Annotated in this window: 27 protein-coding genes, 1 pseudogene and 1 other annotated feature; of the genes and pseudogenes, 9 read left to right on the top strand and 19 right to left on the bottom strand. The window is 40.2% G+C overall.

All coding sequences use genetic code 11. From position 1 onward, the window contains the following. Positions 1-39 precede the first annotated feature (39 nt). A complete protein-coding gene (locus tag C9E88_RS17900; protein WP_252383555.1) occupies positions 40-168 on the top strand; it encodes a KGW motif small protein in 129 nt (42 codons plus the stop codon). Between the two features lie 139 nt (positions 169-307). Here the strand turns inward: C9E88_RS17900 and C9E88_RS05370 are convergent, their stop codons facing one another. From C9E88_RS05370 to C9E88_RS05380, 3 genes and pseudogenes are all read right to left on the bottom strand, one after another. Further along, a complete protein-coding gene (locus tag C9E88_RS05370) occupies positions 308-691 on the bottom strand; it encodes a hypothetical protein (RefSeq protein WP_137287945.1) in 384 nt (127 codons plus the stop codon). A 46-nt stretch (positions 692-737) separates the two neighbouring features. Next, a pseudogene (locus C9E88_RS05375) lies at positions 738-1,971 on the bottom strand (IS3 family transposase). Then, positions 1,580-1,696, bottom strand: a sequence feature (AL1L pseudoknot). (Overlaps the previous pseudogene by 117 nt.) Continuing rightward, entirely contained in the window at positions 1,946-2,308 is a 363-nt protein-coding gene (locus tag C9E88_RS05380) for a hypothetical protein (protein ID WP_137287944.1), read from the bottom strand. Before C9E88_RS05380 ends, C9E88_RS05375 begins: the two are co-directional and overlap by 26 nt. A gap of 57 nt (positions 2,309-2,365) precedes the next feature. On the opposite strand from C9E88_RS05380, the gene C9E88_RS05385 reads away from it, so the two are divergent. Next, entirely contained in the window at positions 2,366-2,683 is a 318-nt protein-coding gene (locus C9E88_RS05385; RefSeq protein ID WP_106985930.1) for a YqfO family protein, read from the top strand. A gap of 244 nt (positions 2,684-2,927) precedes the next feature. On the opposite strand, the gene C9E88_RS05390 is transcribed toward C9E88_RS05385, so the two are convergent. Together C9E88_RS05390 and C9E88_RS05395 are read right to left on the bottom strand one after the other, a co-directional pair. After that, on the bottom strand, positions 2,928-3,689 hold the full coding sequence (locus C9E88_RS05390) for a nitroreductase family protein (protein WP_106985929.1): 762 nt from the start codon (positions 3,687-3,689) through the stop codon (positions 2,928-2,930). 102 nt (positions 3,690-3,791) lie between these two features. Continuing rightward, the gene (locus C9E88_RS05395; protein ID WP_106985928.1) at positions 3,792-4,592 is read right to left on the bottom strand and encodes an enoyl-CoA hydratase-related protein; all 801 of its coding nucleotides are present in this window, start codon (positions 4,590-4,592) and stop codon (positions 3,792-3,794) included. A 105-nt stretch (positions 4,593-4,697) separates the two neighbouring features. Here C9E88_RS05395 and C9E88_RS05400 point away from each other — a divergent pair, with 105 nt between their 5' ends. Further along, complete coding sequence (locus tag C9E88_RS05400; RefSeq protein ID WP_106985927.1) at positions 4,698-5,267, top strand: nicotinate-nicotinamide nucleotide adenylyltransferase; 570 nt, start codon at positions 4,698-4,700, stop codon at positions 5,265-5,267. Positions 5,268-5,377: 110 nt separating this feature from the next. Beyond that, positions 5,378-5,926 carry a YceI family protein gene (locus C9E88_RS05405; protein WP_106985926.1) on the top strand — a complete coding sequence of 183 codons (549 nt, stop codon included), beginning with the start codon at positions 5,378-5,380 and terminating at the stop codon, positions 5,924-5,926. Positions 5,927-5,965: 39 nt separating this feature from the next. On the opposite strand, the gene C9E88_RS05410 is transcribed toward C9E88_RS05405, so the two are convergent. Then, positions 5,966-6,862, bottom strand: coding sequence for a LysR family transcriptional regulator ArgP (locus C9E88_RS05410; RefSeq protein ID WP_106985925.1), 897 nt, complete (start codon positions 6,860-6,862; stop codon positions 5,966-5,968). A 108-nt stretch (positions 6,863-6,970) separates the two neighbouring features. Here C9E88_RS05410 and C9E88_RS05415 point away from each other — a divergent pair, with 108 nt between their 5' ends. Beyond that, positions 6,971-7,567 carry a LysE/ArgO family amino acid transporter gene (locus C9E88_RS05415; protein ID WP_106985924.1) on the top strand — a complete coding sequence of 199 codons (597 nt, stop codon included), beginning with the start codon at positions 6,971-6,973 and terminating at the stop codon, positions 7,565-7,567. A gap of 87 nt (positions 7,568-7,654) precedes the next feature. On the opposite strand, the gene C9E88_RS05420 is transcribed toward C9E88_RS05415, so the two are convergent. The 5 genes from C9E88_RS05420 to dapD form a co-directional block, all read right to left on the bottom strand. After that, positions 7,655-8,113: a peroxiredoxin gene (locus C9E88_RS05420; protein ID WP_106985923.1), complete on the bottom strand. Its 459-nt coding sequence runs from the start codon at positions 8,111-8,113 to the stop codon at positions 7,655-7,657. Between the two features lie 173 nt (positions 8,114-8,286). Continuing rightward, entirely contained in the window at positions 8,287-8,694 is a 408-nt protein-coding gene (locus C9E88_RS05425; protein ID WP_106985922.1) for a hypothetical protein, read from the bottom strand. 13 nt (positions 8,695-8,707) lie between these two features. Beyond that, complete coding sequence (gene queC / locus C9E88_RS05430) at positions 8,708-9,379, bottom strand: 7-cyano-7-deazaguanine synthase QueC (protein WP_106985921.1); 672 nt, start codon at positions 9,377-9,379, stop codon at positions 8,708-8,710. 30 nt (positions 9,380-9,409) lie between these two features. Beyond that, complete coding sequence (gene queE, locus C9E88_RS05435; protein WP_106985920.1) at positions 9,410-10,120, bottom strand: 7-carboxy-7-deazaguanine synthase QueE; 711 nt, start codon at positions 10,118-10,120, stop codon at positions 9,410-9,412. A gap of 83 nt (positions 10,121-10,203) precedes the next feature. Further along, positions 10,204-11,025, bottom strand: coding sequence for a 2,3,4,5-tetrahydropyridine-2,6-dicarboxylate N-succinyltransferase (gene dapD, locus C9E88_RS05440; RefSeq protein ID WP_106985919.1), 822 nt, complete (start codon positions 11,023-11,025; stop codon positions 10,204-10,206). Between the two features lie 311 nt (positions 11,026-11,336). Between dapD and carO the strand changes: the two genes are divergently transcribed. Continuing rightward, entirely contained in the window at positions 11,337-12,092 is a 756-nt protein-coding gene (gene carO / locus C9E88_RS05445) for an ornithine uptake porin CarO type 1 (RefSeq protein ID WP_106985918.1), read from the top strand. An 80-nt stretch (positions 12,093-12,172) separates the two neighbouring features. On the opposite strand, the gene C9E88_RS05450 is transcribed toward carO, so the two are convergent. The 8 genes from C9E88_RS05450 to C9E88_RS05485 form a co-directional block, all read right to left on the bottom strand. Beyond that, a complete protein-coding gene (locus C9E88_RS05450) occupies positions 12,173-13,405 on the bottom strand; it encodes an OmpP1/FadL family transporter (RefSeq protein WP_106985917.1) in 1,233 nt (410 codons plus the stop codon). A 116-nt stretch (positions 13,406-13,521) separates the two neighbouring features. Next, positions 13,522-14,445 carry a CysB family HTH-type transcriptional regulator gene (locus C9E88_RS05455; RefSeq protein WP_106985916.1) on the bottom strand — a complete coding sequence of 308 codons (924 nt, stop codon included), beginning with the start codon at positions 14,443-14,445 and terminating at the stop codon, positions 13,522-13,524. A gap of 52 nt (positions 14,446-14,497) precedes the next feature. Beyond that, positions 14,498-15,559 carry a sulfate/molybdate ABC transporter ATP-binding protein gene (locus tag C9E88_RS05460; RefSeq protein WP_106985915.1) on the bottom strand — a complete coding sequence of 354 codons (1,062 nt, stop codon included), beginning with the start codon at positions 15,557-15,559 and terminating at the stop codon, positions 14,498-14,500. A gap of 11 nt (positions 15,560-15,570) precedes the next feature. Continuing rightward, positions 15,571-16,458, bottom strand: a complete 888-nt coding sequence (gene cysW, locus C9E88_RS05465; RefSeq protein ID WP_106985914.1) for a sulfate ABC transporter permease subunit CysW — start codon at positions 16,456-16,458, stop codon at positions 15,571-15,573. Next, a complete protein-coding gene (cysT, locus tag C9E88_RS05470; protein WP_106985913.1) occupies positions 16,455-17,288 on the bottom strand; it encodes a sulfate ABC transporter permease subunit CysT in 834 nt (277 codons plus the stop codon). Before cysT ends, cysW begins: the two co-directional genes overlap by 4 nt. A gap of 81 nt (positions 17,289-17,369) precedes the next feature. Then, positions 17,370-17,975 (bottom strand): RBBP9/YdeN family alpha/beta hydrolase, encoded by a 606-nt coding sequence (locus C9E88_RS05475; RefSeq protein ID WP_106985912.1) that lies wholly within the window; start codon positions 17,973-17,975, stop codon positions 17,370-17,372. A gap of 27 nt (positions 17,976-18,002) precedes the next feature. Next, on the bottom strand, positions 18,003-19,016 hold the full coding sequence (locus C9E88_RS05480) for a sulfate ABC transporter substrate-binding protein (protein ID WP_106985911.1): 1,014 nt from the start codon (positions 19,014-19,016) through the stop codon (positions 18,003-18,005). Between the two features lie 193 nt (positions 19,017-19,209). After that, the gene (locus C9E88_RS05485; RefSeq protein WP_106985910.1) at positions 19,210-20,214 is read right to left on the bottom strand and encodes a sulfate ABC transporter substrate-binding protein; all 1,005 of its coding nucleotides are present in this window, start codon (positions 20,212-20,214) and stop codon (positions 19,210-19,212) included. A gap of 191 nt (positions 20,215-20,405) precedes the next feature. Between C9E88_RS05485 and pabC the strand changes: the two genes are divergently transcribed. From pabC to tmk, 3 genes are all read left to right on the top strand, one after another. After that, entirely contained in the window at positions 20,406-21,233 is an 828-nt protein-coding gene (gene pabC / locus C9E88_RS05490) for an aminodeoxychorismate lyase (RefSeq protein ID WP_106985909.1), read from the top strand. A 73-nt stretch (positions 21,234-21,306) separates the two neighbouring features. Then, positions 21,307-22,272, top strand: a complete 966-nt coding sequence (gene mltG, locus C9E88_RS05495; protein ID WP_425267154.1) for an endolytic transglycosylase MltG — start codon at positions 21,307-21,309, stop codon at positions 22,270-22,272. A gap of 9 nt (positions 22,273-22,281) precedes the next feature. Continuing rightward, complete coding sequence (gene tmk, locus C9E88_RS05500; protein ID WP_106985907.1) at positions 22,282-22,878, top strand: dTMP kinase; 597 nt, start codon at positions 22,282-22,284, stop codon at positions 22,876-22,878. Positions 22,879-22,885 lie beyond the last annotated feature (7 nt).

Raw genomic sequence — 22,885 nt, forward strand, 5'->3', positions numbered from 1 at the left:
AAACGAGTTCAGTATCAACACTCATGATGAGGTGATGACATGATTAAAACAGTGGAATATTCGGCAGTTGATAAGTCTGCACTGCGTAAAAAGGGCTGGAAGCTTTTTGGTGCAGTTATATGTTTGCAGTTGGTGTTTTTAGTTTTGGGTTATGCGTTGCAGATGTGATCTTTTGTAATGAGTTAATAGTAATTTTAGCCTTACTTTTGAAGCATCAAAAGTAACAAAAATGCTTTGTCAGACTGATGGGACGTCCTGTCCCACAGTCTAACGGACGACATCCATGTCGCTAGTCATGTGATTAGATTTAGTCTTTGAAAATGGTTTCGTAAAATTGATAAAAGAATTGAGTTCTTCGATATTGAGAAAGAGAGTTTATCATTTGTTTATTTTCGTTTGAGTATTCTTCTAGGAATCCAAAACTAACTAAGTCCATATTGGGACTAGGAAAAGACATTTGCATCCCTACGCCGATAACAGTAATTAAAGGGTTTCCAGTATCATGCATTTCAGCTTCAAAATCCTTTCCAGTATTAACTAGAGATTGAATTAAATAAATTAAGTGATTGTTTAACTTTGTAATAATATAAGTATATTTATCAAATTCTTGCTTTGATATTTCCCCATTATATTTTAATAAAACAGCGCGTCCAATCATTCGAGCTTGATGCTCTAAATAGGTTTGATCCAATATACCTTGAACCGTACCGGGTTTGTCGGAGACATTTTTATTTAAGTTAGGCCACGTGACCTAACGGGTTAATCTTATCATAGTACATTGCTTCAAACTCAAAAGGCGATACATAACCCAATGCGCTGTGTACACGCTTTTTGTTGAACCAATCTACCCAATTTAATGTCGCAAGTTGTACATCCGCTAAACCTTGCCAGTCTGCTTTTAAATATTCAATCACCTCTGTTTTGTATAACCCATTCACTGTTTCAGCCAAAGCGTTATCGTATGAATCACCGGTCGTACCGACTGATGCTCGTAAATTTGCTGCTTCTAAACGATTGGTATAGCGAATTGAAAGATATTGAACACCTCTATCTGAATGATGAATCACATTCTTAGGCATACCTCGGTCATGCAATGCTTGCTCTAGTGCATCGAGCACCATGTCTGTATTCATACGTGTTGATACTTTCCATCCAACAATCGCTCGTGAGAACACATCAATAATAAAGGCGGTATAGACCCAGCCTGAATGAGTTTGAATATACGTGAAGTCACCGACCTGAGAAGCATTGCTTCGCAAGGGTCAGGATAATCAGCAGTAAAATTACGTTTCACTAAATCATCCGCTCTTTTTTGATCATCTCGGCTATGGGTAGTGTATTTATTCTTACCTCGCCAAACACCTTGTATACCTAGCTTTTGCATCAATCGAGCAACTGTACAGCGTGCAATAATATAGCCTTCACGTTTCAGTTTTTGCCAAACTTTACGTACACCATATCGACCTGAACTTTCCTTCCAAATTCGTTTAATTTGTTCAGCATGATGCAAGTCATGTAGATCTCGCTTTGCTCGATGTTCTGGGTTTTCGCAGAGATCTAGAGTCCGGTAATAGGTTGAGGGTGCGATCGGTAAAATTCTACAAATCGCCTCGACTCCGTACAGCTCTTTATTATTATGGATAAAATCCACCATTATTTGTGTGGGCGGTCGAGTTCCGCCTGGGCGAAAAAAGCGGCTGCTTTACGTAGAATCTCATTGGCACGCTTTAATTCTTTGATTTCACGTTCCATTTGCTTCATTTTTTCTTGATCAGAGATCTGTTGTACTTTGATAGGATTTTGCTCATCTAAATGCTTTTGATGCCAAGCACGAAGTGTTTCAGGAGTACAACCAATCTTAGGCGCAATAGCTGTGATCGCAGCCCAATTAGATGGATAGTCTTTTTCAGATTCAATCAATAATTGAACCGCTCTTTCTCTGATTTCAGGGGTATATTTTAATTTGGTCATCGGAACATTCTCTCAGAATACTGAGTCTCCGACAAACCTGGTACGGTTCACCTAGTAGCTCTAAACCGAGCTCAGTGTTGTGTTTATCTTGAAAAAAATGTTTTATAAAATCTTGATTATTAGCTTCTGTTTCTTGAATAAAAGCTAAAAGTTGTTTTTGCTCCTTAAGCGTTCGAAATCGTGTATAAGCTTGAATTGAGCTGCTAATAAGTGATGCAAAGGGAATGGATTTAGCAGCATTTTCTAAAAAAGTGTTGGCAGTTTTAAAGAGAATTTCATCTGCAAGGTTCTCAGCTGAAGTTAAAACTAAATCTGTTTTCGAATTTTTATTAGACATTGTACTAACCGCTTCATATTATTATTTTGATATTAATGAAATACATCTTAAATAGAAATGCTCAAACTCATCTACTACGTACCCGAATCACATCTTGAATCTACAAAACTCGCGATTTTTGAAGCAGGTGCAGGCGGTATAGGAAACTATGAACACTGCGCTTGGCAAGTTTTAGGTACAGGGCAATTTAAACCTGTTAAAGGCGCAAATCCGTTTATAGGTGAGCTGGACGCTTTGGAGCAAATTCCAGAATGGCGCGTGGAAACGATAGTGTCTGAAGAAAGGGCGAGCGAGGTAGCAAGAGCTTTAAAGGCAAGTCATCCTTATGAAGAGCCAGCTTTTGAGTTTATTCAAATGGTGGATATAACGTTCTAAAAGAATAAGGTTGTAGAGGTGTCTTGCTATTAGACATTTTACTTTTGGGAATAACCTTCGGTTCGACCTACTTTTCTTTCGGGAAAAGTAGGCAAAACCATTGTCATCAGCAGAACTCGTTATATTCCGTCATGTGATGAATAACATCGCAAAAACGATAATTATTGAATCGAGTCCTGCCTCGTACAGCTGCTGATGACATTTCCGCGTCTCATATTACTGCTAAACGTAAATATAGTTTGAATTAAACCTTCTGAATAAATAAATTACGGTCAAAACGATACTGCGGAAAGAACACACCATCTGCTGCACGTTCACCTGCGCCAATCACCATCACAGGGTATTGCTGACTATTTAAACCTAAAATTTTATTCACCAACGGCTCATCAAAACCCTCCATCATGCAACTGTCAAAACCATAAGCACGCAAAGCTAAAACTAAGTTTTCACAAGCCAAGGCTGTGGTTTTACTTGCCCAAAGTTTCGCATCTGCTTCATTAAAGGCAGTCACAGGCAATTGTTTATCCAATGTACGTGCAACTTTGAAAGCGACTTTCTTAAAGTTACCTAGTGCATTGAAGTAACCTGTTTTGTAGTTATAAGGAATGAACTTGTAATACTTCTGCACAGCAGGAGGTGCTTCAGGAAATGGAAATTCAGAAATATTCAGTTTTGCCATTTCATCTACACGGTCAGTACGCGCCACACATACAATCAGCTCAGCTGCGGTTTTCGCTGCCAATTGACCTAAACAGGCTTTTACCAGCTGTTTCTTCTTTGCAGGGTTTTGCACAACATAAAAAGTCCAAGGCTGCAAATTTGATGAGTTTGGCGCAAGCAGGGCGAGGTCTAAGCATTCATCTAATACGTCGCTTGGAATCGCTTTATCCGTAAATTTACGTACTGAACGACGGCTTTGAACTACTTTTTTAAAATTTTCAATATCGATGCCTTCAGGCGCAGGCTCAAAGTAGCGCTTTTTTTCAGTGTTCTGAGATTCAGTCATAACAAATGTACCATGATTGTTTTGCAATAGAGATGGGGGCAAATGTAAAAAAACCACCCAAAATTTTGGATGGTTTCTGTTAACGATGATGCAGTTTTAAGATTAATTGAACTGAGAAAAATCTGGCTTGCGCTTTTGCATAAAGGCAGCCACAGCTTCCATCATTTCAGGAGAACCGACACGGCTCATAAAAATCACCGCTTCATGGTCAATCCACGACACGATTTCATCGACATCATGTTTCATAAGCGCTTTAGATTGCACCAATGATGCAAGCGGTAATGCTGCAAGCTGAGCTGCTTTTTTCTGAGCAGTTGTGTAGACATCTTCTTCAATGCTGTTAATGAGATTGGTCGCAAGCGCTTTTTCGCTGTTAAAGCGGTCTGCAGTAAGCAGTAATTCAGCTGCTTTTACGTGGCCTGCTTGGCGTGCAAGCAATTTGCTTGAAGCACCTTCAGGCGATAAACCAAGGCTCACAAAAGGAATTTGGAATAAGGCAGTATTGTCTGCATAGACTAAATCACAATGCAAAAGAATCGTCACACCAATGCCAATGGCAACACCGCGTACCGCAGCAATGAGCGGTTTAGAAAATTTTGCAGCAGATTTTAAGAGTACAAATGGAGGGCCATCTTCAGCGCGAATTTGATCTTTCATGGCAGCAGACTTCATAAAGTCTTGCATGTCATTGCCGGCACTGAAGTCTGCATCTGCACCGCGTAAAATAACCGTACGCACAGACGAGTCTTGATCTGCTTCATCTAGCGCTTTGGCAATCCAAAGATAGAGTTCGCTGTACAGCGCATTTTTTGCTTGAGGGCGGTTAATGGCTAAGGTCAGTACGCCATTGTCCAAATTCGCATTCAAATGTTCATGAGGTTGTTGAATACAGCTCAGTGTCATCGTACTATCCTTGCGTTAAAGTTCGTTTTGATTTTATGCCCGACATTATGTCGCATATTTCAGCCAGTGGCACAACTGCTCAGTTCATAAAAAGTTTGATTTGATATGAAATATACATTCGATTATTTGGTTTTTATCGGTCGTTTTCAGCCTTTTCATTTGGCGCACCTGCAAACGATAAAAATTGCCTTAGAACAAAGTAGCAATGTGCTTTTGGCTTTGGGCTCGGCACAAAATGAACGCAATATCAAAAATCCATTTTTAGCGACTGAACGTGAGCAGATGATTTTGTCGAATTTTTCTGAAGCAGATCAAGTACGGATTAAATTTGTGCATGTGATTGATGTGTATAACGATGAGAAATGGCAAAAACTAGTGAAAACTTCGGTTGCAGAAATTACACAGCCCGATGACCGTATTGGCCTGATTGGGCATTTTAAAGACGATTCATCTTATTATTTAAAATTCTTCCCAGAATGGCCTTTGGTTGAGCTAGAAAGCTTAAAAGGCGCTATGTCTGCAACACCCATCCGTGAAGCCTATTACCGCGGTGAAATTGATGAAACAGCCTTTCCAGCAGGAACGATTGAATTTTTAAAGCAGTTTCAAATCACGGATACCTATAAACAGTTACAAAAACACTTCAAAAATCAAGACAAAAGCAATTTATCCTAGGCTTGTATTTCAATGTCAATTACTAATGCAAGGCATGAAATACAGCAAATATAAATATAGTGCTACGTTTTAGGTAGCGTGGAGTGTTGTTCATGGGGCTGAGGGGTGTCATGCAAGTTGGGGCAAGTGTTGGTATATCAGCATTGCTTTATTCAACTTCGCATGCAGAAGTCTGGGGGCTTACCAAAGAAAGTTTGGTTAGTTTTGATATTAAAACTGTCGGTTTAACGGTGGTACAAGGTGTTTCAGACGAGGCTCAGGCACGTTTATATTTTGATATCAATCAACCTAAAAATGCATCAGTCGTTGTGACTTTATCATCCAACAGTTTGCAGTTTAATCCACCTGTATTACGGCCAATGATTTTGAGTGAACATTTCTTTGATGCCGATCAATATAAAACCATCATGTTTAAGAGCACTGAATTTGTTCCTATTGATGCCGATCATTATAACGTCTATGGCAATTTGACCTTAAAAGGCATTACCAAACCAACAGTATTTATGACCTTACTCAAGCCAAATACAGCCAATCCAAGGCTATTGGATGTGAACGCAGTGGGTTCAATTAACCGCAGTGATTTTGGGATGAAAAAGGCCTATGGTGGCGTAGGGGAAAAAGTGAATATTCGTTTAAAAGGGCAGTTACAGTCAAAATAATGTGCTCGCTATTTTAATCATTCATTTGGATAAGATTAATTACTTAATAGCACCATTCATATTTTCACTTGCATGCTGTAAAAGGTGTTGTGTTAGTTGATCAAGAGCCAAGGCCTGTTGCTTCCAATGATGCCAATATAGCGTTATTTCAATGTTTAGCTTTGGCATTAAATCAATTAATTGCCCTGTCTTTAAACGTTGCTCAATTTGGTGGTCTGGGACTAGGCCAAAACCTAAACCCATAAAAATAGCCTCAGCAAAAGCGGAAGATGAGGGAATAACATGGTGTGGGTAGCATGCGGGGCTTAATCCAAAATGTTGCAAAAGCAAGTTGCTATGCAGTTGATCCTTATTGTTATAAATAATCGCTGGCGCATGAGTTAAGGCTTCACGTGTGAGACCTTGACTAAACCATGTGTTTACAAACTCAGGATTTGCCACTAAGCGATAGCGCATTTCGCCTAGAGGCTGTGCAATACAGCCTTGCATTGCACGTGGCTCTGCAGAAATAGAGGCATTAACCAAACCCGTTTGCATTAATAGATGCGTTTCGGACTGATCATCTACATGAAAATGCGCAATAATTTTATGCTGAGTTAAGCAGGGTTTTATGCTTGGAAGTAGCCAAGTCGCGAGCGAGTCGGCATTGGTCGCAATATTGACCGTGTAAAAACTCTGAGCCTGCCCAGTTAATTGATGTAAAAAATCCTGCTCACGTAAGCGGTTATGTTGTAAGTAATTTAATAGGCTGCGTCCAGCATCTGTTACATAGCATGGCCGTTCACGCACAATTAAAATATGTCCCAAGTTTTTTTCTAAGCTTTGTACACGCAAAGTCACAGCAGAAGCAGTAATGGATAAACGGATGGCCGCAGCCTCAAAACTGCCTGTTTCAGCCACCGCTAAAAATGCATCGCATTGTTTATGATTCAGCATATTGATCTTTACTTAAAATAATTTAGTTAGGTTGATATTTTCTTAATAATACTCAATTTTAAACAGAAGTATTGATAATAAGCCTCATCTTTTCCATGTTTGATGCTTATGTGGCATACCTATATTCAAGGTCTTTTGGTTGGCCTGAGTTTAATTGTGGCGATTGGCGCGCAAAATGCGTTTGTATTAAAGCAAGGCTTAAGACAAGAGCATGTGTTTTGGATTTGCTTGAGCTGTGCGCTATCAGATTCAATTTTGATTGTCTTAGGTGTGATTGGTTTTGCAACGGTGTTGCAACATTATCCTGAAATTGTGCAATTGGCAAAATGGGGCGGTGCATTATTTTTGCTTTGGTATGGCTATGTGCATGCTAAGCAAGCACGACGTGGCCAGTCTGCTATTGAACTCAATAATGCAAGTGTGCAAGGCTTAAAACATTTGATATTCATTAGTTTAAGTCTGACATGGTTAAATCCACATGTTTATTTAGACACCGTTATTCTATTGGGCTCTATTTCTGCACAATTTGAGGCTGTTGCATATTTTGCAGCAGGTGCAATTACGGCATCATGGTTATTTTTCTTTGCACTGGGTTATGGAGCACGTGTATTAACTCCAGTGTTTAAAAGTCCTAAAGCATGGCAAGTTTTAGATGGTCTCATTGCGCTGGTGATGTGGAGCATTGCTTGGTCTTTAATCTTTTAGTAATAAAAAAGCCTATTTTAAAATAGGCTGATTGAGAAGCTTTGCTTGAAAAAGTGCGTGTAATTTTGTCGCGCGTGGTGCTTGTGCTTATGCAGATTGAAGGACTTTTAGGTCTTCTAGAACTGCTTCAGCATGCCCAGCAGCTTTTACTTTACGATATTCTTTTACCAATTTACCTTCATGGAAAATAAACGTCGAACGCTCGATGCCCATCACTTTTTTGCCATACATATTTTTTTCTTTAATGACATCAAATAGCTGACAAAGAACTTCTTCTTTATCACTGATTAAATTAATGCTGAGGTTTTGTTTTTCAGTGAAGTTTTGATGTGCTTTTACGGAGTCACGTGAAATACCAATAATCGTGGTATTAAGTGCATCAAATTGGTCTTTTAAGCAAGAAAAGCCGACTGCTTGTGTGGTACAGCCAGGCGTTGAGTCTTTTGGGTAAAAATAAACAATCAGCCATTCAGTTGCCAATTCAGCTAAATTGACTTCACCTGTTGTTGCAGGGAAGGCGTGTTGAGGTAGGGTCAAATCAGACATGGGCTGTTCCTTCAAAAATGATGCTGTTATATCAAAATATATAGTGAAGATAATCAATCTATCATACAGAAGTTCGTACGAAGAGGTACAGTGAGTGCTTGGATATACGTAAGCAAGAGATTGCCAAAGATAAAAAAGCCTGCAATTTGCAGGCTTTTTAGTGCATCAAAAAATTATTTAGATGCTTGAGCAGATTTCATTGCTTCTTCAGTTAAGGTTTTTAATTTACCTGTTAACTGAGGGCCAAAACATGCTTGTAAATCTTTATTTTGTTTTTGAACAAAAGCTAAAGATGCAGGGCTTTTCTTTTGGTTAATTGCACTTTGGATGTCCCATTTTTGTGCATTCGTCAAACGACCGTCTGCTTCAACAGCACAAGTACAGTATTTGCTGACTTCAGCAGCAGATAGCTTTTTACCTTTGCCAGTTTCTTCTTTACAAACATTAATTAACGCAGATTTAACGTTAGTGCTTTTATAAGCTTGCTGTAATTTGTCATTGTCAGCATGAGCAACAGAAGCAAATAGTGCTGTTGCAGATACTGCAATAGAAAGCATAATGTTTGATTTTAGCATATTCATAAACTCTACCTTGTTATACCGGTATATAACGTGTTGGATCTGCAACTCCTGCATCTGCAAAGCCTTGCTTACGCAGACGGCAGCTATCGCATTTACCACAAGCACGTCCTTGGTCATCTGCTTGATAGCAAGACACCGTTTGGCTATAGTCTACGCCATGTTCTATACCTAAGCGAATGATATTTGCTTTGGATAAATGTAACAGAGGTGTTTCAAATTTAAGAGGTTTTCCTTCAACGCCAACTTTTGTTGCTAAGCGCGCCATGTTAGCAAAAGCCTCAATAAATTCAGGGCGGCAGTCTGGATAGCCTGAATAATCAACGGCATTGATGCCAATGACAATTGCTTCAGCACCAAAAACTTCTGCTGCTGCGAGGGCATAAGATAAGAAAATCGTGTTACGTGCTGGTACATAAGTAACAGGAATGCCTTCTTGCTCATGGTCAGGTACTTCAATACTGTGATCAGTAAGTGCAGAGCCACCTAAATTACCCAAGTCGATATTAATTACACGGTGTTCAACACCTGCTTGTTTAGTCAGTTGCTGTGCAGCGACTAATTCAGTCGTTGAGCGTTGACCATACATAAAGCTAAGCGCAATACATTCATAGTTTGACTGTGCCCATGCTAAGCAAGTAGTAGAGTCTAAGCCACCAGATAATAAGACAATCGCGCGAGGACGCATGTTCAAATCTCCAAACATTCTTTAATACTATTAACGACCAGTTTCGTCATTCCAAAGAAGTTTATGCAACTGAAGTTGGAAGCGGACAGGGAGATGGTCATCTAAAATCCACTGCGCAAGATCACGTGCAAGTTGAGGAAGACGTGCAGCACCTTTCTCTACAGCAAACGCAGGAGAGAACCATACGGTGCTGACTTTTTGATGCAATTGGAACTGTTCAACTTGCTGTTTTGACCATTCATAATCTTCACGATTACAAATGACAAATTTAATTTGATCGTGCTCAGTTAAATAATCGAGGTTACTAAGCAAATTCCGTGCAGATTCGCCGGAAGTTGGGGTTTTTAAATCTAAAACTTTAGATACACGAGGGTCTACTTTGGACACATCCAAAGCACCACTGGTTTCTAATGACACTTGGCAACCTAAATCTGCAAGTTTGGTCATGAGTGGAAGTGCATTGGGCTGAGCTAAGGGCTCACCACCTGTAACGCAAATATAAGGCGTTTTAAAGTCGAGTGTGGTTTGAATAATTTCTTCTAATGATTGGCGTTGACCACCTTCAAACGAATATGTGGTATCGCAATAGGTGCAACGTAGAGGGCAACCTGTAAGACGGATAAATACAGTCGGTAAACCAGCTGCATTGGCTTCGCCTTGCAATGAATAAAAGATCTCCGTAATACGTAAACCCGCAGAAGGATCAGAAACAGGAATGGCGGAAGATCGAAGCGTACTCATAGCAAAATTAAACCATAGTTTAGAAAACAAAAATCTCTACGATCATGACTGATCGTAGAGACACAAAAGAGATGAATAAAAAATTATTCGTCGCGTAGAAGATCGTTCAAGCTTGTTTTCGCACGTGTTTTAGCGTCAACTTTTTTCACGATAATTGCTGCATATAGGCTGTAAGTACCGCATTTAGAAGGAAGGCTACCTGCAACTACCACAGAGCCCGCTGGAACGCGACCGTAGTAAATTTCGCCTGTTGCGCGGTCATAAATCTTAGTTGATTGACCAATGAACACGCCCATAGAAATTACAGAACCTTCTTCTACAATCACGCCTTCAACGATTTCAGAACGTGCACCGATGAAGCAGTTGTCTTCAATAATTGTTGGGTTAGCTTGAAGTGGTTCAAGTACACCACCAATGCCTACACCACCTGAAAGGTGAACGTTTTTACCAATTTGAGCACATGAACCTACAGTTGCCCATGTATCTACCATTGTACCTTCGTCAACGTAAGCACCAATGTTTACATAAGAAGGCATTAATACAACGTTTTTCGCTTGGAAAGAACCTTTACGTGCTACAGCTGGTGGTACAACACGTACACCTGCAGCTTTAAATTGTTCTTCAGTCCAACCTGTGAATTTAGTGTCTACTTTATCGTAGAATTGAAGGTCACATGACTCGATTGGCTTGTTGTCATTTAATTTAAAAGATAACAATACCGCTTTCTTAACCCATTGGTGAACAACCCACTCACCATTGATTTTTTCAGCTACACGTAAAGAGCCGTTATCAAGGCCAGCAATTACTTCCTCAACTGCTGCACGTACTTCAGCAGGGCAGTCTGCTGCAGTGAAGTTAGCACGGTTGTCAAACGCTTGTTCAATGATTGTTGAAAGCTGAGACATAATCTTCCATCCAGAAAAAAATTTTCATCGATTTTACACTAAATTGGGCTAAAAATAGATGGAAAATAACCAATAGATCGGAATTAATAATTAAAATGAATAGAAGTTAAAAACCAAGCCGAGATGTGGTTAAAAAATGCTCTAAATAAATTAAAAATCAATATCTCAGTCAAATTTGTATCAAAAAATAACAAAAACTCAGCAAAATTTGAATAAAACGTGATCGGTATCTAATTTATATTGCAACTCAGAATGAAAAATCAATTTGTAAAACAATTTATCTAATGTTGTTATTTGAGAGGAGAAACAAAATGAAAGCTCTACATACAACAATTCTAGCAGTTGCAATGTTGGCTACAGCTGGTACAGCAATGGCCGATTCAGCAGTTGTGCATGATGGCTATGCATTTGATCAAAATAAACTGATTCCAACTGGCGCACGCCTTGAAGTGGGTACAACAGGTTATGGTGGTGCTTTACTTTGGACAGCCAATCCTTATGTTGGTTTAGCTCTAGGTTATAACGGTGGCGATATTTCATGGACCGATGATGTATCTGTCAACGGCACTAAATACGATTTAGACATGGAAAACAACAATGTCTATTTAAACGCTGAAATCCGTCCTTGGGGCGCAAGTGAAAACCCTTGGGCGCAAGGTTTATATGTTGCAGCGGGTATTGGCTATATCGATAACGACTATGACCTGCAAAAACGTATCAACCCGGGCGAAACCTTATCTATTGACGGTAAAAACTACCAAGTTGCAAGTACAGCAGCCGGTCAAGGCGGTGTGCGCGGCACCATGGGATATAAAAATGATATCGCGCCATACCTTGGTTTAGGCTGGGCGCCAAAAATCAATAAAAACTGGGGTGTGTTCGGTGAAGTAGGCGCTTATTATACCGGCAATCCTTCTGTACAATTGTCTCAGTATAATTTAAGTCCAGTCAGCGGCAACCCAACGGGCGCGCAGGCTGCAGTCGATGACGAAGCGAATCAAATTGCCAATGATGATAAATTTGAATGGCTTCCAGTCGGCAAAGTGGGTGTGAGCTACCATTGGTAAGCTGCATTCACCGCATATAAAAAAACAGGCTCCGACCTGTTTTTTTATGGTCTGATATTAAAAGATTCGCGATTGAAATATCAAAAGAAATGCCCAATTTTTAGACCATAAGCCCAAGCAGTACGATCATCTAAGGTTGAAATAGAACTTACTGAAATACTGCCCTTGTCTTCTTTGGAGGGTTTAAATTTTAAATAGTACAAACCACCAGAAATAAAACTTTTGGGGCTAAATTGATAACGAAGACCTGTGCCTAATCCGTTATAACCATTTGCGGGGTTAATGGTTGAAGCGGGATTATCACTACCACTGTCCCATACCGTTTCTAAGCTTGCGAAAGTGCGAGCATTGAGCTGATGCGCTATACCAATTTTGGCTGACCATTGATCTGATTGGTAATCGATTAAATTAAAATTAGCCAATGCCTGAATAAATGCAGAAATTTCTGGTGTGGGTGTTAAGGCCTTAAAATCGGAAATGGTATTTTGAATAATTTGGTCAAAGCCTTTAGGCTTAATTTTAAAATTTGACCAATCCACCCATCTTACAGAACCATAAATCAGATTATGTGTGGTGATGCCACTCATAAAGTCAAAATTAACAGATTGAGGTGTGACAATTTCAGTGCGATCGGAAAAATCGCCATGCATGGCTGTGCTTTCAATTGCTTGATTTTTATGTTTGATTCTAGAGCGATAAGTTAAGTTGGCCCGTAATGCAATTTCAGGAATCTGATAACTGATACCTCCCAGCCATCCTAATGCTCGATCATTTTTTAAGGTGACGTTGTAGCCGTTAAAAAAATAGAAGCTTTGTCCAAATAAGTTCAGGTCGCCACCAAAGTTTTGATAGGCCAATCCACCATAAATATTCCATTGAGGTGTGGGTTGATACCCCATTAGTGCAGTAATATTTTCTGATTTAAGATGAATATCAATAGCTTCTAATTGTTCATGTCCAAGAATAGATTCAGGTGAATAGTCATAATTCAGTTTAACGCCAAAGGGTTGATCGAGTAATAATCCTACTGAAACCTGTGGATTGAGCTGTAATTTAATAGCACTTTGCACAAAATGGAAATCTTCAATTAAGTTCCCTGTTGAAAAGTCAGTGACATTCAGGACTTGGGACAATTCTTCTTTATTTGAGTTTTCACCACTTAGATTGCCCGTAACAACGCCAAAATTAAATTCCGTATAATTGTTGGGTTCTAGGAAGGCCAAGGTACTTTGTCCAGATCGTTCGAGCGCTGCTGCTTGCGTGTGGCATGCGATACATAGGGGGAGTAGCGCAAGCATAGATGCAGATTTCATAAACGGGCCTAATATTGGGTGATTTTTGTTCCATAGTGTAAGTTAAAAAAAGCACAAAAAATTTTTTTTAAGATAAAAAAAGAGGCCGAAGCCTCTTTTTGTTTATGTTTTTATGTTTAATCTTCTGGGTAGGCGACTTTTTTCAGCGCTTTAATATCTGCATCAGGTGAGCAGAGTGAAATAAATTCATAACCATAGCCACGTAATAAATGACCTTTACGTACGGCAAGCCATGTGGTGTTGATACCAAAAATATCCGTTTCAATTTGTTTTAGGCGATAGTCGCGTTCATTGTCATAAGCAACATTGTTGACAATGCCCACACCCATGTTCAGCTCTACATAGGTTTTAATAACATCGGCATCGAGGGCAGACATTACGATGTCGACATCTAAGCCTGCATCATCAAAGGCTTGGTCAATTTTAGAACGACCTGTAAAGCCACCGTGATAAGTAATAATTGGATATTGGGCAAGGTCTTCAATTTGGATATTGTCTTGACTTGCCAATGGATGATTTTGTGGCGTAATGATACTGTGTTGCCAGTTATAGTAAGGCACACTTGCTAGATTACTTTCAGTTGTAAGTGATTCAGTTGCAATACCAATATCTGCTTCACCCTGTAACAGCATTTCTGTAATTTCGACTGGGCTTGCTTGTTGTAAAATCAAATGAACTTTAGGGAATTCTTTTTTAAATTGATTCACAATCGGCGGTAACACATAGCGCGCTTGGGTATGTGTGGTGGCAATGGTCAATGTACCTTCGTCTACTTTGTTAAAGTCATCGGCAAGGCGTTTAATATTATCGGCATCGACCAACATGCGTTCTACAATGCCAAGTAAAGCTTGGCCAGGCTCAGTTAAGCCTAAAAGACGCTTACCTTTACGAATAAAAAGTTGTACGCCAAGTTCATCTTCTAAATCTTTAATATGTTTACTTACGCCAGATTGTGAAGTGTAAAGCGCTGCTGAAGCTTCAGTAAGGTTAAAGCTTTGTCGAACGGTTTCACGAATAATTCTAAGTTGTTGGAAATTCATAATTCTGACTACCTCAAAAATGATGGGGCTTTCCTAGCCCCATCTATAAGTATTATGCGACTTGATTTTCAAATAAATGCAAAGCAGTAGCACTTAACCAAACCGTCTGATTTGGACGGAATTGGTGCAATTTTGCATCATCTGGTGTAAGGGTAATTTCAATTAAATTGCCTTGGCGATCTTGTAGTTCAGCCAGTACTTTGCCTGCAATCCATACTTCACGTAAGAACGTTGCTTGAATGGCATTGTCTTGAGGCTGTGCATGAATACGCAGTTCATCAGGACGGGCAAAGGCAATCACTGGGCCTTGTGGCGAATTTGGTGCTTGTGGCAATTGAATGCGGTCTTCACCAATTTGAATAATGCCATTGCTATTTTGACCTTCAAAACGGTTAGCTTGACCTAAAAAGTCGAACACAAACGGTGTTGCTGGTTTTTCGTAGACTTCACGTGGCGAACCAATTTGCTCAACATTACCTTTGTTCATCACAATAATTTGATCGGCAACTTCCAGAGCTTCCTCTTGGTCATGCGTTACAAAAATAGAGGTGATATGTAATTCATCATGAAGAGTACGCAACCAACGACGGAGTTCTTTACGTACTTTGGCATCGAGGGCACCAAATGGTTCGTCGAGTAAAAGTACACGTGGCTCAACAGCTAAAGCACGTGCCAAAGCAATACGTTGGCGTTGACCACCAGACAATTGAGCAGGATAACGATCCGCTAAGAAACCCAGTTGAACCAAATCAAGTAAACGCGTTACACGTTTTTTAATTTCAGCTTCAGAAGGGCGCGTAGCACGTGGGCGTACACGTAAGCCAAAGGCAATATTGTCAAATACAGTCATGTGGCGGAACAAGGCATAGTGCTGGAATACAAAACCAACTTCACGTTCACGAACGTGCACATTGGTCGCATCTTCACCTTCTAAAATCACTTGACCACCATCTGCAGATTCTAGACCAGCAATAATACGTAGCAGGGTTGTTTTACCACAGCCAGATGGGCCAAGGAGTGCAACCAATTGGCCATCTGGAAAATCGAGTGAAATATTTTTCAGCGCATGGAATGCACCAAAGTGTTTTTCAATATTTTTTACTTGAATACTCATGAGGTCATTCCTTAAGAAGCTGTTGAATCATCATTGCGTTTGTCTTGTTTCTCTTGGCGGATTTCAACCCATGTTTTTAAAATCAGGGTGATAATTGCCAGTAATGCCAAGAGAGATGAAACCGCAAAAGCTGCACTGAAGGTATATTCGTTATAAAGAATTTCGACGTGCAGGGGTAGGGTGTTGGTTTCACCACGAATATGACCAGAAACAACCGACACCGCACCAAACTCGCCCATTGCGCGTGCATTACACAGAATCACGCCGTAAATTAAGCCCCATTTGATATTTGGAAGTGTGACTTTCCAAAAGGTTTGCCAGCCTGAAGCACCAAGAACAATCGCAGCTTCTTCTTCTTCGGTACCTTGTGCTTCCATCAAAGGAATAAGCTCACGTGCAACAAAAGGTACTGTAATAAACACAGTGGCTAATACAATCGCAGGAACGGCATATAAAATTTTAATGTCGTTGTCCATGAGCCAGCCACCAAACCAGCCTTGAGTACCAAACATCAGTACCAGCATTAAACCTGCAATAACTGGCGATACTGAAAATGGCATATCAATAATGGTGGTTAAAATAGACTTACCACGGAAATTGAATTTAGCAACACACCACGCAGCAGCCACACCAAATACGACGTTCAATGGCACAGCAATTGCCGCCGTAAGCAAGGTGAGTTTAACTGCAGATAAAGTATCTGGATGAACCAAAGCTTGGAAATAGACACCGACCCCTTGCTTAAAGGCTTCAACGAATACCAGTACCAATGGCAACATTAAGCAGCTGGCAAAGAAAATCATGGCAATGATAATGAGTGTACGACGAACCCAAGTCGGTTCACGCGTTGCATCACGTGACTGCAATTTTTCAGCTAAAGCATTGCTGTTTACGTTCATCGCGCAGTTCTCCCTGTACGGCGGCTCGCCCAAGCTTGTACCAAGTTAATGAGGAACAAAATTGCAAACGAAATAACCAGCATAACGACAGCAATAGTCGTTGCACCTGCATAGTCATATTCTTCTAGGCGAGAAATGATCATTAGCGGCGCAATTTCCGTTTTGAACGGTTGGTTACCTGCAATAAAAATGACTGAACCGTATTCACCCACACCACGTGCAAATGCGAGTGCAAAGCCTGTAATAAGTGCTGGGAATAAAATCGGCAGAATCACTTTGGTCACAATCTGCAGACGGTTTGCACCTAAAGCAGAAGCAGCTTCTTCAAGCTCAGTTTCCAAGTCACTCAGTACAGGTTGTACGGTACGTACAACGAAAGGAATACCAATAAAAATTAAAGCGAGGGTAATACCAATCGGGGTATATGCCACTTTAATGCCAATGGGCTCAAGATACTGACCAATCCAGCCTGTTGGTGCATACAGCGACGTTAGGGCAATACCTGCAACTGCAGTTGGCAATGCAAAAGGTAAGTCAACTAAGGCATCAACAATACGTTTACCTGGGAAGGTATAGCGCACTAAGCACCAAGCCAACAATAAGCCAAATACGACATTGATTAAGGCCGCAATAATGGCGGCACTAAAGCTTAATTGTAAGGATTTTAAAATTCGCTCAGAACTTAAAATTTCCCAAAGACCGTCCCAACCAATACCTAACGATTTGATAAACACCGCAGATAAAGGAATGAGCACAATTAAAGACAAATACGCTAGGGTAAAGCCTAGAGACAGACCAAATCCTGGCAGCACTCGGGATCGCTGCGACATGATTACTCCTCAAAGAGAGAACGTTGACTGAAGTCAGTCAACAAAAATATGAAAAATTGGCTCAAGCATAAGTGGCGATGACTAAATTGCAAATTTAAAAAAATACTTGCTGTCATCAGCTTTACTGATATGTGGCATGATTTTTTCTGAAACTAGATAATTAAATACTTCAGGAAATGGCCCAAAACCAGACGCAACATTAATATGTCCTGCAAGTCCCGCATTGACTGGTGTCAATTGCCAAGATTTTGCCAGACGCTGTGCATCATCAAAAGCTAACCACGGATCATTTTCACTAATGATTAAAGTCGTTGGGACATGAATGCTTAATTGATGAAAATAAGCTTCATAGTCATTTTGACTATCACGAGCAAAACCAGCCTCACCAAAGCGAGCAGGGTTTGCTGGTGCAACCAGAATCAATTTTTTAATTTTTTGATTGAATTCTGGGTGCTGTGCAAGAGCAGCTACAGTGGTTAAGCATCCAAAGCTGTGCGCAACAATCTGAATTTGGTCTTGTATTGGAGCTACGGTTTGCACAAATTGTGCAATCCATTGCTCTAATATAGGTTGGTTCCAATCTTTTTGTTGTACACGTGAGCATGACATGAGCTGGCGTTCAAGCCAAGACTGCCAGTGATTGTATTCACTACCGCCTACACCAGGAACAATTACAGTATGCGTCATGTCTATACTCCTTATACGGTGTCGGAATTATTTTCCGTTATTCGCTTTTACGATTTGGTCAAAGATACCGCCATTATCAAAGTGGGCTTTTTGTACTTTGTCCCAGCCCCCAAACTCTTGATCAATCGTGACCAATTTGAGTGGTTTAAATACGTGACGGTATTGCGCTAAAGTTTTTTCATTACGTGGACGGTAGAAGTTTTCAGCTGCTAGTTGTTGTCCTCGTGGTGAATACAAGAAATTTAAATAACCTTGTGCTAAATATTTATTGCCTTTTTTCTCTGCATTTTTTTCGGCAATTGCAACAGGTGGCTCAGCCAAAATAGACAACGACGGCGTTACGATTTCAAACTTGCCTGGTTGTTCACGAAGCGCCAAATATGCTTCGTTTTCCCAAGCTAGGAGTACATCGCCAATGCCACGTTCAGCAAAAGTTGTGGTTGCGCCACGTGCACCTGAGTCTAACACTTTCGTATTTTTATAAATTTGACGTACAAACTCTTGTGCTTTGGCATCATTACCACCTGCTTGGTGTTTTGCCCATGCCCATGCCGCTAAGTAGTTCCAACGTGCGCCACCGGATGTTTTAGGGTTAGGTGTAATAATACCTACGCCTGGTTTAACTAAGTCGCCCCAGTCTTTAATAGCTTTTGGATTGCCTTTACGCACTAAGAACACAATAGTTGAGGTATATGGTGTGGCATTGTTTGGTAATTTTTTTTGCCAATCTTTTGGTAAGATTTTGGTTTTCTCTGCAATGACGTCAATATCGGCAGCTAAAGCTAAAGTTACAACATCAGCATCGAGGCCATCAATCACGGCGCGAGCTTGTTTGCCTGACCCACCATGAGATTGTTTGAAATTAATTTTTTGTCCTGTACGGCTTTCCCAGTATTTGCCAAAGTCTTTGTTTACCGCTTCATATAATTCGCGTGTCGGATCATAAGAAACATTTAAAAAGTCTTTGGCAGCAGCACCTAAAGAAAATGTTGATACTGCGAGGGCGATTACCCCAAGTTTCAATTGTGCTGAAAAGCGCATACAGACCTCAATTTTTTGAATGTTTATCAATGCAGAGAAGAATAGCGCCAATCTTTATGCATAAAAAATAATAAAAAATGAATTTAATATGAAATTATAAGATAAGTGTGCTGAAGGCATGACTAAAAAAAACAGCAATCCGAAGATTGCTGCTGTTTGATATAAAAATAAGCGTTTGAATATCTAATAAAAATTATTTTGCGCTGTTGGTTTTTACGATTTGATCAAATATACCGCCGTTATCAAAATGTTTTTTCTGTACTTTAGACCAGCCACCAAATTCTTTATCAATGGTGACTAACTTTAATGGCTTAAATACAGACGTGTATTTGGCAGCTACAGCGCTATTACGTGGGCGATAGTAGTTGTTTGCTGCAATGGTTTGACCCGCTGGTGAGTACAAGTAGTTAAGATAAGCTTTGGCTAAATTCAGGTTGCCATCTTTTTCGGCATTTTTCTCTACAATTGCCACAGGTGGCTCAGCCAAAATAGACAAAGACGGTGTCACGATTTCAAACTTACCCGGCTGTTCACGTAGTGCAAGGAAGGCTTCATTTTCCCAAGCCAGGAGTACATCCCCAATACCACGCTCAGCAAATGTAGTGGTAGCACCACGTGCACCTGAGTCTAGTACTTTTGTGTTTTTATAAATTTGACGTACGAACTCTTGTGCTTTGGCATCATTACCACCTGCTTGGTGTTTTGCCCATGCCCATGCCGCTAAGTAGTTCCAACGTGCACCACCGGAAGTTTTAGGATTAGGCGTAATAATGGCTACGTCATTTTTAACCAAATCGCCCCAATCTTTAATGCCTTTCGGGTTGCCTTTACGCACTAAAAAGACAATGGTTGAAGTATAGGGTGTTGAGTTATTTGGAAATTTCTTTTGCCAATCTTTAGGCAATAAATTTGAGTTTTCTGCAATGGCATCAATATCGGCAGCGAGCGCTAAAGTTACGACATCAGCACCTAAGCCATCAATTACAGAACGAGCTTGTTTGCCAGAACCACCATGTGATTGTTTATATGTAATATCTTGGCCAGTTTTCTTTTTCCAATACTCACCGAAGTCTTTGTTAAAGTTATCATATAGTTCGCGTGTCGGATCGTATGAAACATTGAGAAAGTCTTTTGCTAAAGCGCTGAATGACGTCGCTGAAATGAGTGCCGCCAATACCCCAATTTTAAGTGTATGCATGATTATTTATCCTTTGGATTTTGATTTATCAGATAGCTTGGGTGCAGAATATCTGCTGATTGTTTTTAGAAAAAATAATAAGAAATGCATTTGATATCTGTAAAAATGCAATACCAATAAACACTAGGAATTGTGACTCACAATTTTTAAACTAGGCGCAAAATTAAGTTGCTAAGGCGGGGGCGTAGTGCATGCTGTGTTTTAAAAATGGGGCAGAACAGGCAACAATTGCTTTGTCGGATCGTGCTTTTCATTATGGGGATGGTTGCTTTAGTACCGCGCGTTTACGTGAAGGGCAACTTGAATTACACGATTTACATTGGGCACGTTTACAACATGCCAATGAGCGATTAGGGCTAAACGCAGATTTATCACTTATTTTAAAAACATTAGCATTAATTGTTCAGGCAAATACAAAAGCGTCGGGCACAGTCAAAATTGTGTTGAGCCGTGGTGAAGGACAGCGAGGTTATAGTTGGCCACAGCACCCTGCAGATGTATGGCTGTTTTATTATCCTAAAACGCAAACTGATTTTGAATACGACATTATTAAAAGTGGTGTATTGGAGCAGGCGATAGGGTTGAGTATGCCTAATTTGGTAGGACTTAAAACCTTGAATCGCTTAGAGCAAGTATTGCTTAAACAAGAGGCCGATCAAAGCAATTGGAGTGAAGCACTCGTTTTAGATATACAAGGGACAGTTGTTGAAGGTGTGAGCAGTAATTGTTTTATTCGTATAAACGATTCATGGATTACGCCAGAACTTCGTTATAATGGCGTACATGGTGTAATGCGGGCAGCCATCTTAATGCGTATGCAACAATCTGGCGTTCAGTGTGTGCAACGCTCAATAGATATGAGTGAGATAGCAAATATTCAAAGCTTATTTTTTTGCAATGCCTTACACCCAATGAAAATTGTTTCACACTTAAATGCGACACCTTTAGATGTTCAGGCCTGTACTGAATTGTTTCATATCCTTCAATTAAATCAGATTCATGAATATGTCATCCGCTAAGCCAAAATCTAAAAATAAAAAGCCACAGCCTGCTTCTAAAAAGCCAAAAGTCATTTTACTTGTGCTTTTGCTCATGGCTGTGATGCTCTGTGCTGTACTATGGTCGAGCTTGTTTAAGTCTTATCCAATTGAGGGTAAAAAACAGATGCTCGCCATTGGTCAGGGCGATACATATTCAGGTTTTATCGATCGATTGGTGAAGGAAGATAAAGCTAGTTTTCCAATTGTTTTGAAGCTGTATCAAAAATTGATGATACACGACACCTTAAAAGCGGGTGTATATGAAGTGCGTGAAGGTATGAGCATTCGCGAAGTCATGCAAATGATTTCAAATGTTGATAATGCTCAAATGAATCGCATTTTAGTCATTGAAGGCACAACCTTTAAACAATTGATTGAAGCACTAAAAAAAGATCCATTGGTACAACATGATGTATCTCATTTATCTCAAGCTGAGCTGTTAAAGGCATTAGATATTCCTTTTGACCATCCTGAAGGCTTATTCGCACCAGATACTTATTTCTTTGCCAAAGGTGAGTCGGATAAAAAGATTTTAAAAGACTTATACAGCCGTCAAATGAAAGCTTTAGATCAAGCTTGGGCGAATCGTGCAACAGATTTGCCATATCAAGATAAATACGAAGCGCTGGTAATGGCATCCATTATTGAAAAGGAAACCAGTCTCGACAGTGAATTAGAACAGGTGTCAGGCGTATTTGTACGCCGTTTAAAATTAGGCATGCGTTTACAAACCGACCCAACCGTGATTTATGGCATGGGTGATAAATATACAGGCAATATTACCCGTCAGGATTTGCGTACGCCAACGCCGTATAATACCTATACTATGAGTGGCTTACCGCCAACACCAATTGCCTTACCAAGTAAAAAAGCCATAGAAGCGGCTATGCATCCAGATGCTGCAGACAATATTTACTTTGTTGCAACTGGCAATGGTGGGCATAAATTTAGCGCAAATTTGCAAGATCATAATCGCGCAGTGCAAGAGTATCTTGCTGTGATACGTTCGAAGAAATAAGGAGTGAGCATGTTTATCAGTTTTGAAGGTACTGAAGGGGTTGGTAAAACCACGCTCATTCGTAAAATCTATGAGCACTTTCAAAGCCAAGCTCAAGATGTGGTTCTTACACGTGAGCCAGGGGGTACACCTATGGCAGAGCAGATTCGTGGCTTACTTTTAGCAGTAAATCATGAAGAGCAAATGTGTAATGATACTGAGCTTTTACTGATGTATGCCGCACGTGCGCAACATATTGCACAAGTGATTATGCCAGCATTAGAAGCAGGGAAAATCGTACTTTGTGATCGTTTTACTGATGCAAGTTTTGCTTATCAATGTGCAGGCCGAGGTTTAAGTGAAAGCAAACTACAGATGCTAAATGAGCATTTTGTTAGTCGTATGCCCGATGTCACATTTTGGTTAGATGCGCCTATTGAGTTGGGTATGGATCGTGCACGAGCACGTGGTGCGCTGGATCGTTTTGAGCAAGAGAAAGTCACTTTCTTTGAGAAAGTAAGGTCGGGTTATGCAAGTTTGGCAATGCGTGAACCACAGCGTGTGAAACGCTTAGATGCGACACAAAGCCCTGAACATGTTTTTACACAAGCAATGAACTACTTATAAGTTTTGC

It is taken from the genome of Acinetobacter cumulans (assembly GCF_003024525.3).
Taxonomy (GTDB): domain Bacteria; phylum Pseudomonadota; class Gammaproteobacteria; order Pseudomonadales; family Moraxellaceae; genus Acinetobacter; species Acinetobacter cumulans.

Coding starts and splice junctions, on each gene's coding strand:
- C9E88_RS17900 (WP_252383555.1), top strand. CDS start 40: ATGATTAAAACAGTGGAATATTCGGCAGTTGATAAGTCTGCACTGCGT.
- C9E88_RS05380 (WP_137287944.1), bottom strand. CDS start 2,308: ATGTCTAATAAAAATTCGAAAACAGATTTAGTTTTAACTTCAGCTGAG.
- C9E88_RS05385 (WP_106985930.1), top strand. CDS start 2,366: ATGCTCAAACTCATCTACTACGTACCCGAATCACATCTTGAATCTACA.
- C9E88_RS05390 (WP_106985929.1), bottom strand. CDS start 3,689: ATGACTGAATCTCAGAACACTGAAAAAAAGCGCTACTTTGAGCCTGCG.
- C9E88_RS05395 (WP_106985928.1), bottom strand. CDS start 4,592: ATGACACTGAGCTGTATTCAACAACCTCATGAACATTTGAATGCGAAT.
- C9E88_RS05400 (WP_106985927.1), top strand. CDS start 4,698: ATGAAATATACATTCGATTATTTGGTTTTTATCGGTCGTTTTCAGCCT.
- C9E88_RS05405 (WP_106985926.1), top strand. CDS start 5,378: ATGCAAGTTGGGGCAAGTGTTGGTATATCAGCATTGCTTTATTCAACT.
- C9E88_RS05410 (WP_106985925.1), bottom strand. CDS start 6,862: ATGCTGAATCATAAACAATGCGATGCATTTTTAGCGGTGGCTGAAACA.
- C9E88_RS05415 (WP_106985924.1), top strand. CDS start 6,971: ATGTGGCATACCTATATTCAAGGTCTTTTGGTTGGCCTGAGTTTAATT.
- C9E88_RS05420 (WP_106985923.1), bottom strand. CDS start 8,113: ATGTCTGATTTGACCCTACCTCAACACGCCTTCCCTGCAACAACAGGT.
- C9E88_RS05425 (WP_106985922.1), bottom strand. CDS start 8,694: ATGAATATGCTAAAATCAAACATTATGCTTTCTATTGCAGTATCTGCA.
- queC (WP_106985921.1), bottom strand. CDS start 9,379: ATGCGTCCTCGCGCGATTGTCTTATTATCTGGTGGCTTAGACTCTACT.
- queE (WP_106985920.1), bottom strand. CDS start 10,120: ATGAGTACGCTTCGATCTTCCGCCATTCCTGTTTCTGATCCTTCTGCG.
- dapD (WP_106985919.1), bottom strand. CDS start 11,025: ATGTCTCAGCTTTCAACAATCATTGAACAAGCGTTTGACAACCGTGCT.
- carO (WP_106985918.1), top strand. CDS start 11,337: ATGAAAGCTCTACATACAACAATTCTAGCAGTTGCAATGTTGGCTACA.
- C9E88_RS05450 (WP_106985917.1), bottom strand. CDS start 13,405: ATGAAATCTGCATCTATGCTTGCGCTACTCCCCCTATGTATCGCATGC.
- C9E88_RS05455 (WP_106985916.1), bottom strand. CDS start 14,445: ATGAATTTCCAACAACTTAGAATTATTCGTGAAACCGTTCGACAAAGC.
- C9E88_RS05460 (WP_106985915.1), bottom strand. CDS start 15,559: ATGAGTATTCAAGTAAAAAATATTGAAAAACACTTTGGTGCATTCCAT.
- cysW (WP_106985914.1), bottom strand. CDS start 16,458: ATGAACGTAAACAGCAATGCTTTAGCTGAAAAATTGCAGTCACGTGAT.
- cysT (WP_106985913.1), bottom strand. CDS start 17,288: ATGTCGCAGCGATCCCGAGTGCTGCCAGGATTTGGTCTGTCTCTAGGC.
- C9E88_RS05475 (WP_106985912.1), bottom strand. CDS start 17,975: ATGACGCATACTGTAATTGTTCCTGGTGTAGGCGGTAGTGAATACAAT.
- C9E88_RS05480 (WP_106985911.1), bottom strand. CDS start 19,016: ATGCGCTTTTCAGCACAATTGAAACTTGGGGTAATCGCCCTCGCAGTA.
- C9E88_RS05485 (WP_106985910.1), bottom strand. CDS start 20,214: ATGCATACACTTAAAATTGGGGTATTGGCGGCACTCATTTCAGCGACG.
- pabC (WP_106985909.1), top strand. CDS start 20,406: ATGCTGTGTTTTAAAAATGGGGCAGAACAGGCAACAATTGCTTTGTCG.
- mltG (WP_425267154.1), top strand. CDS start 21,307: ATGGCTGTGATGCTCTGTGCTGTACTATGGTCGAGCTTGTTTAAGTCT.
- tmk (WP_106985907.1), top strand. CDS start 22,282: ATGTTTATCAGTTTTGAAGGTACTGAAGGGGTTGGTAAAACCACGCTC.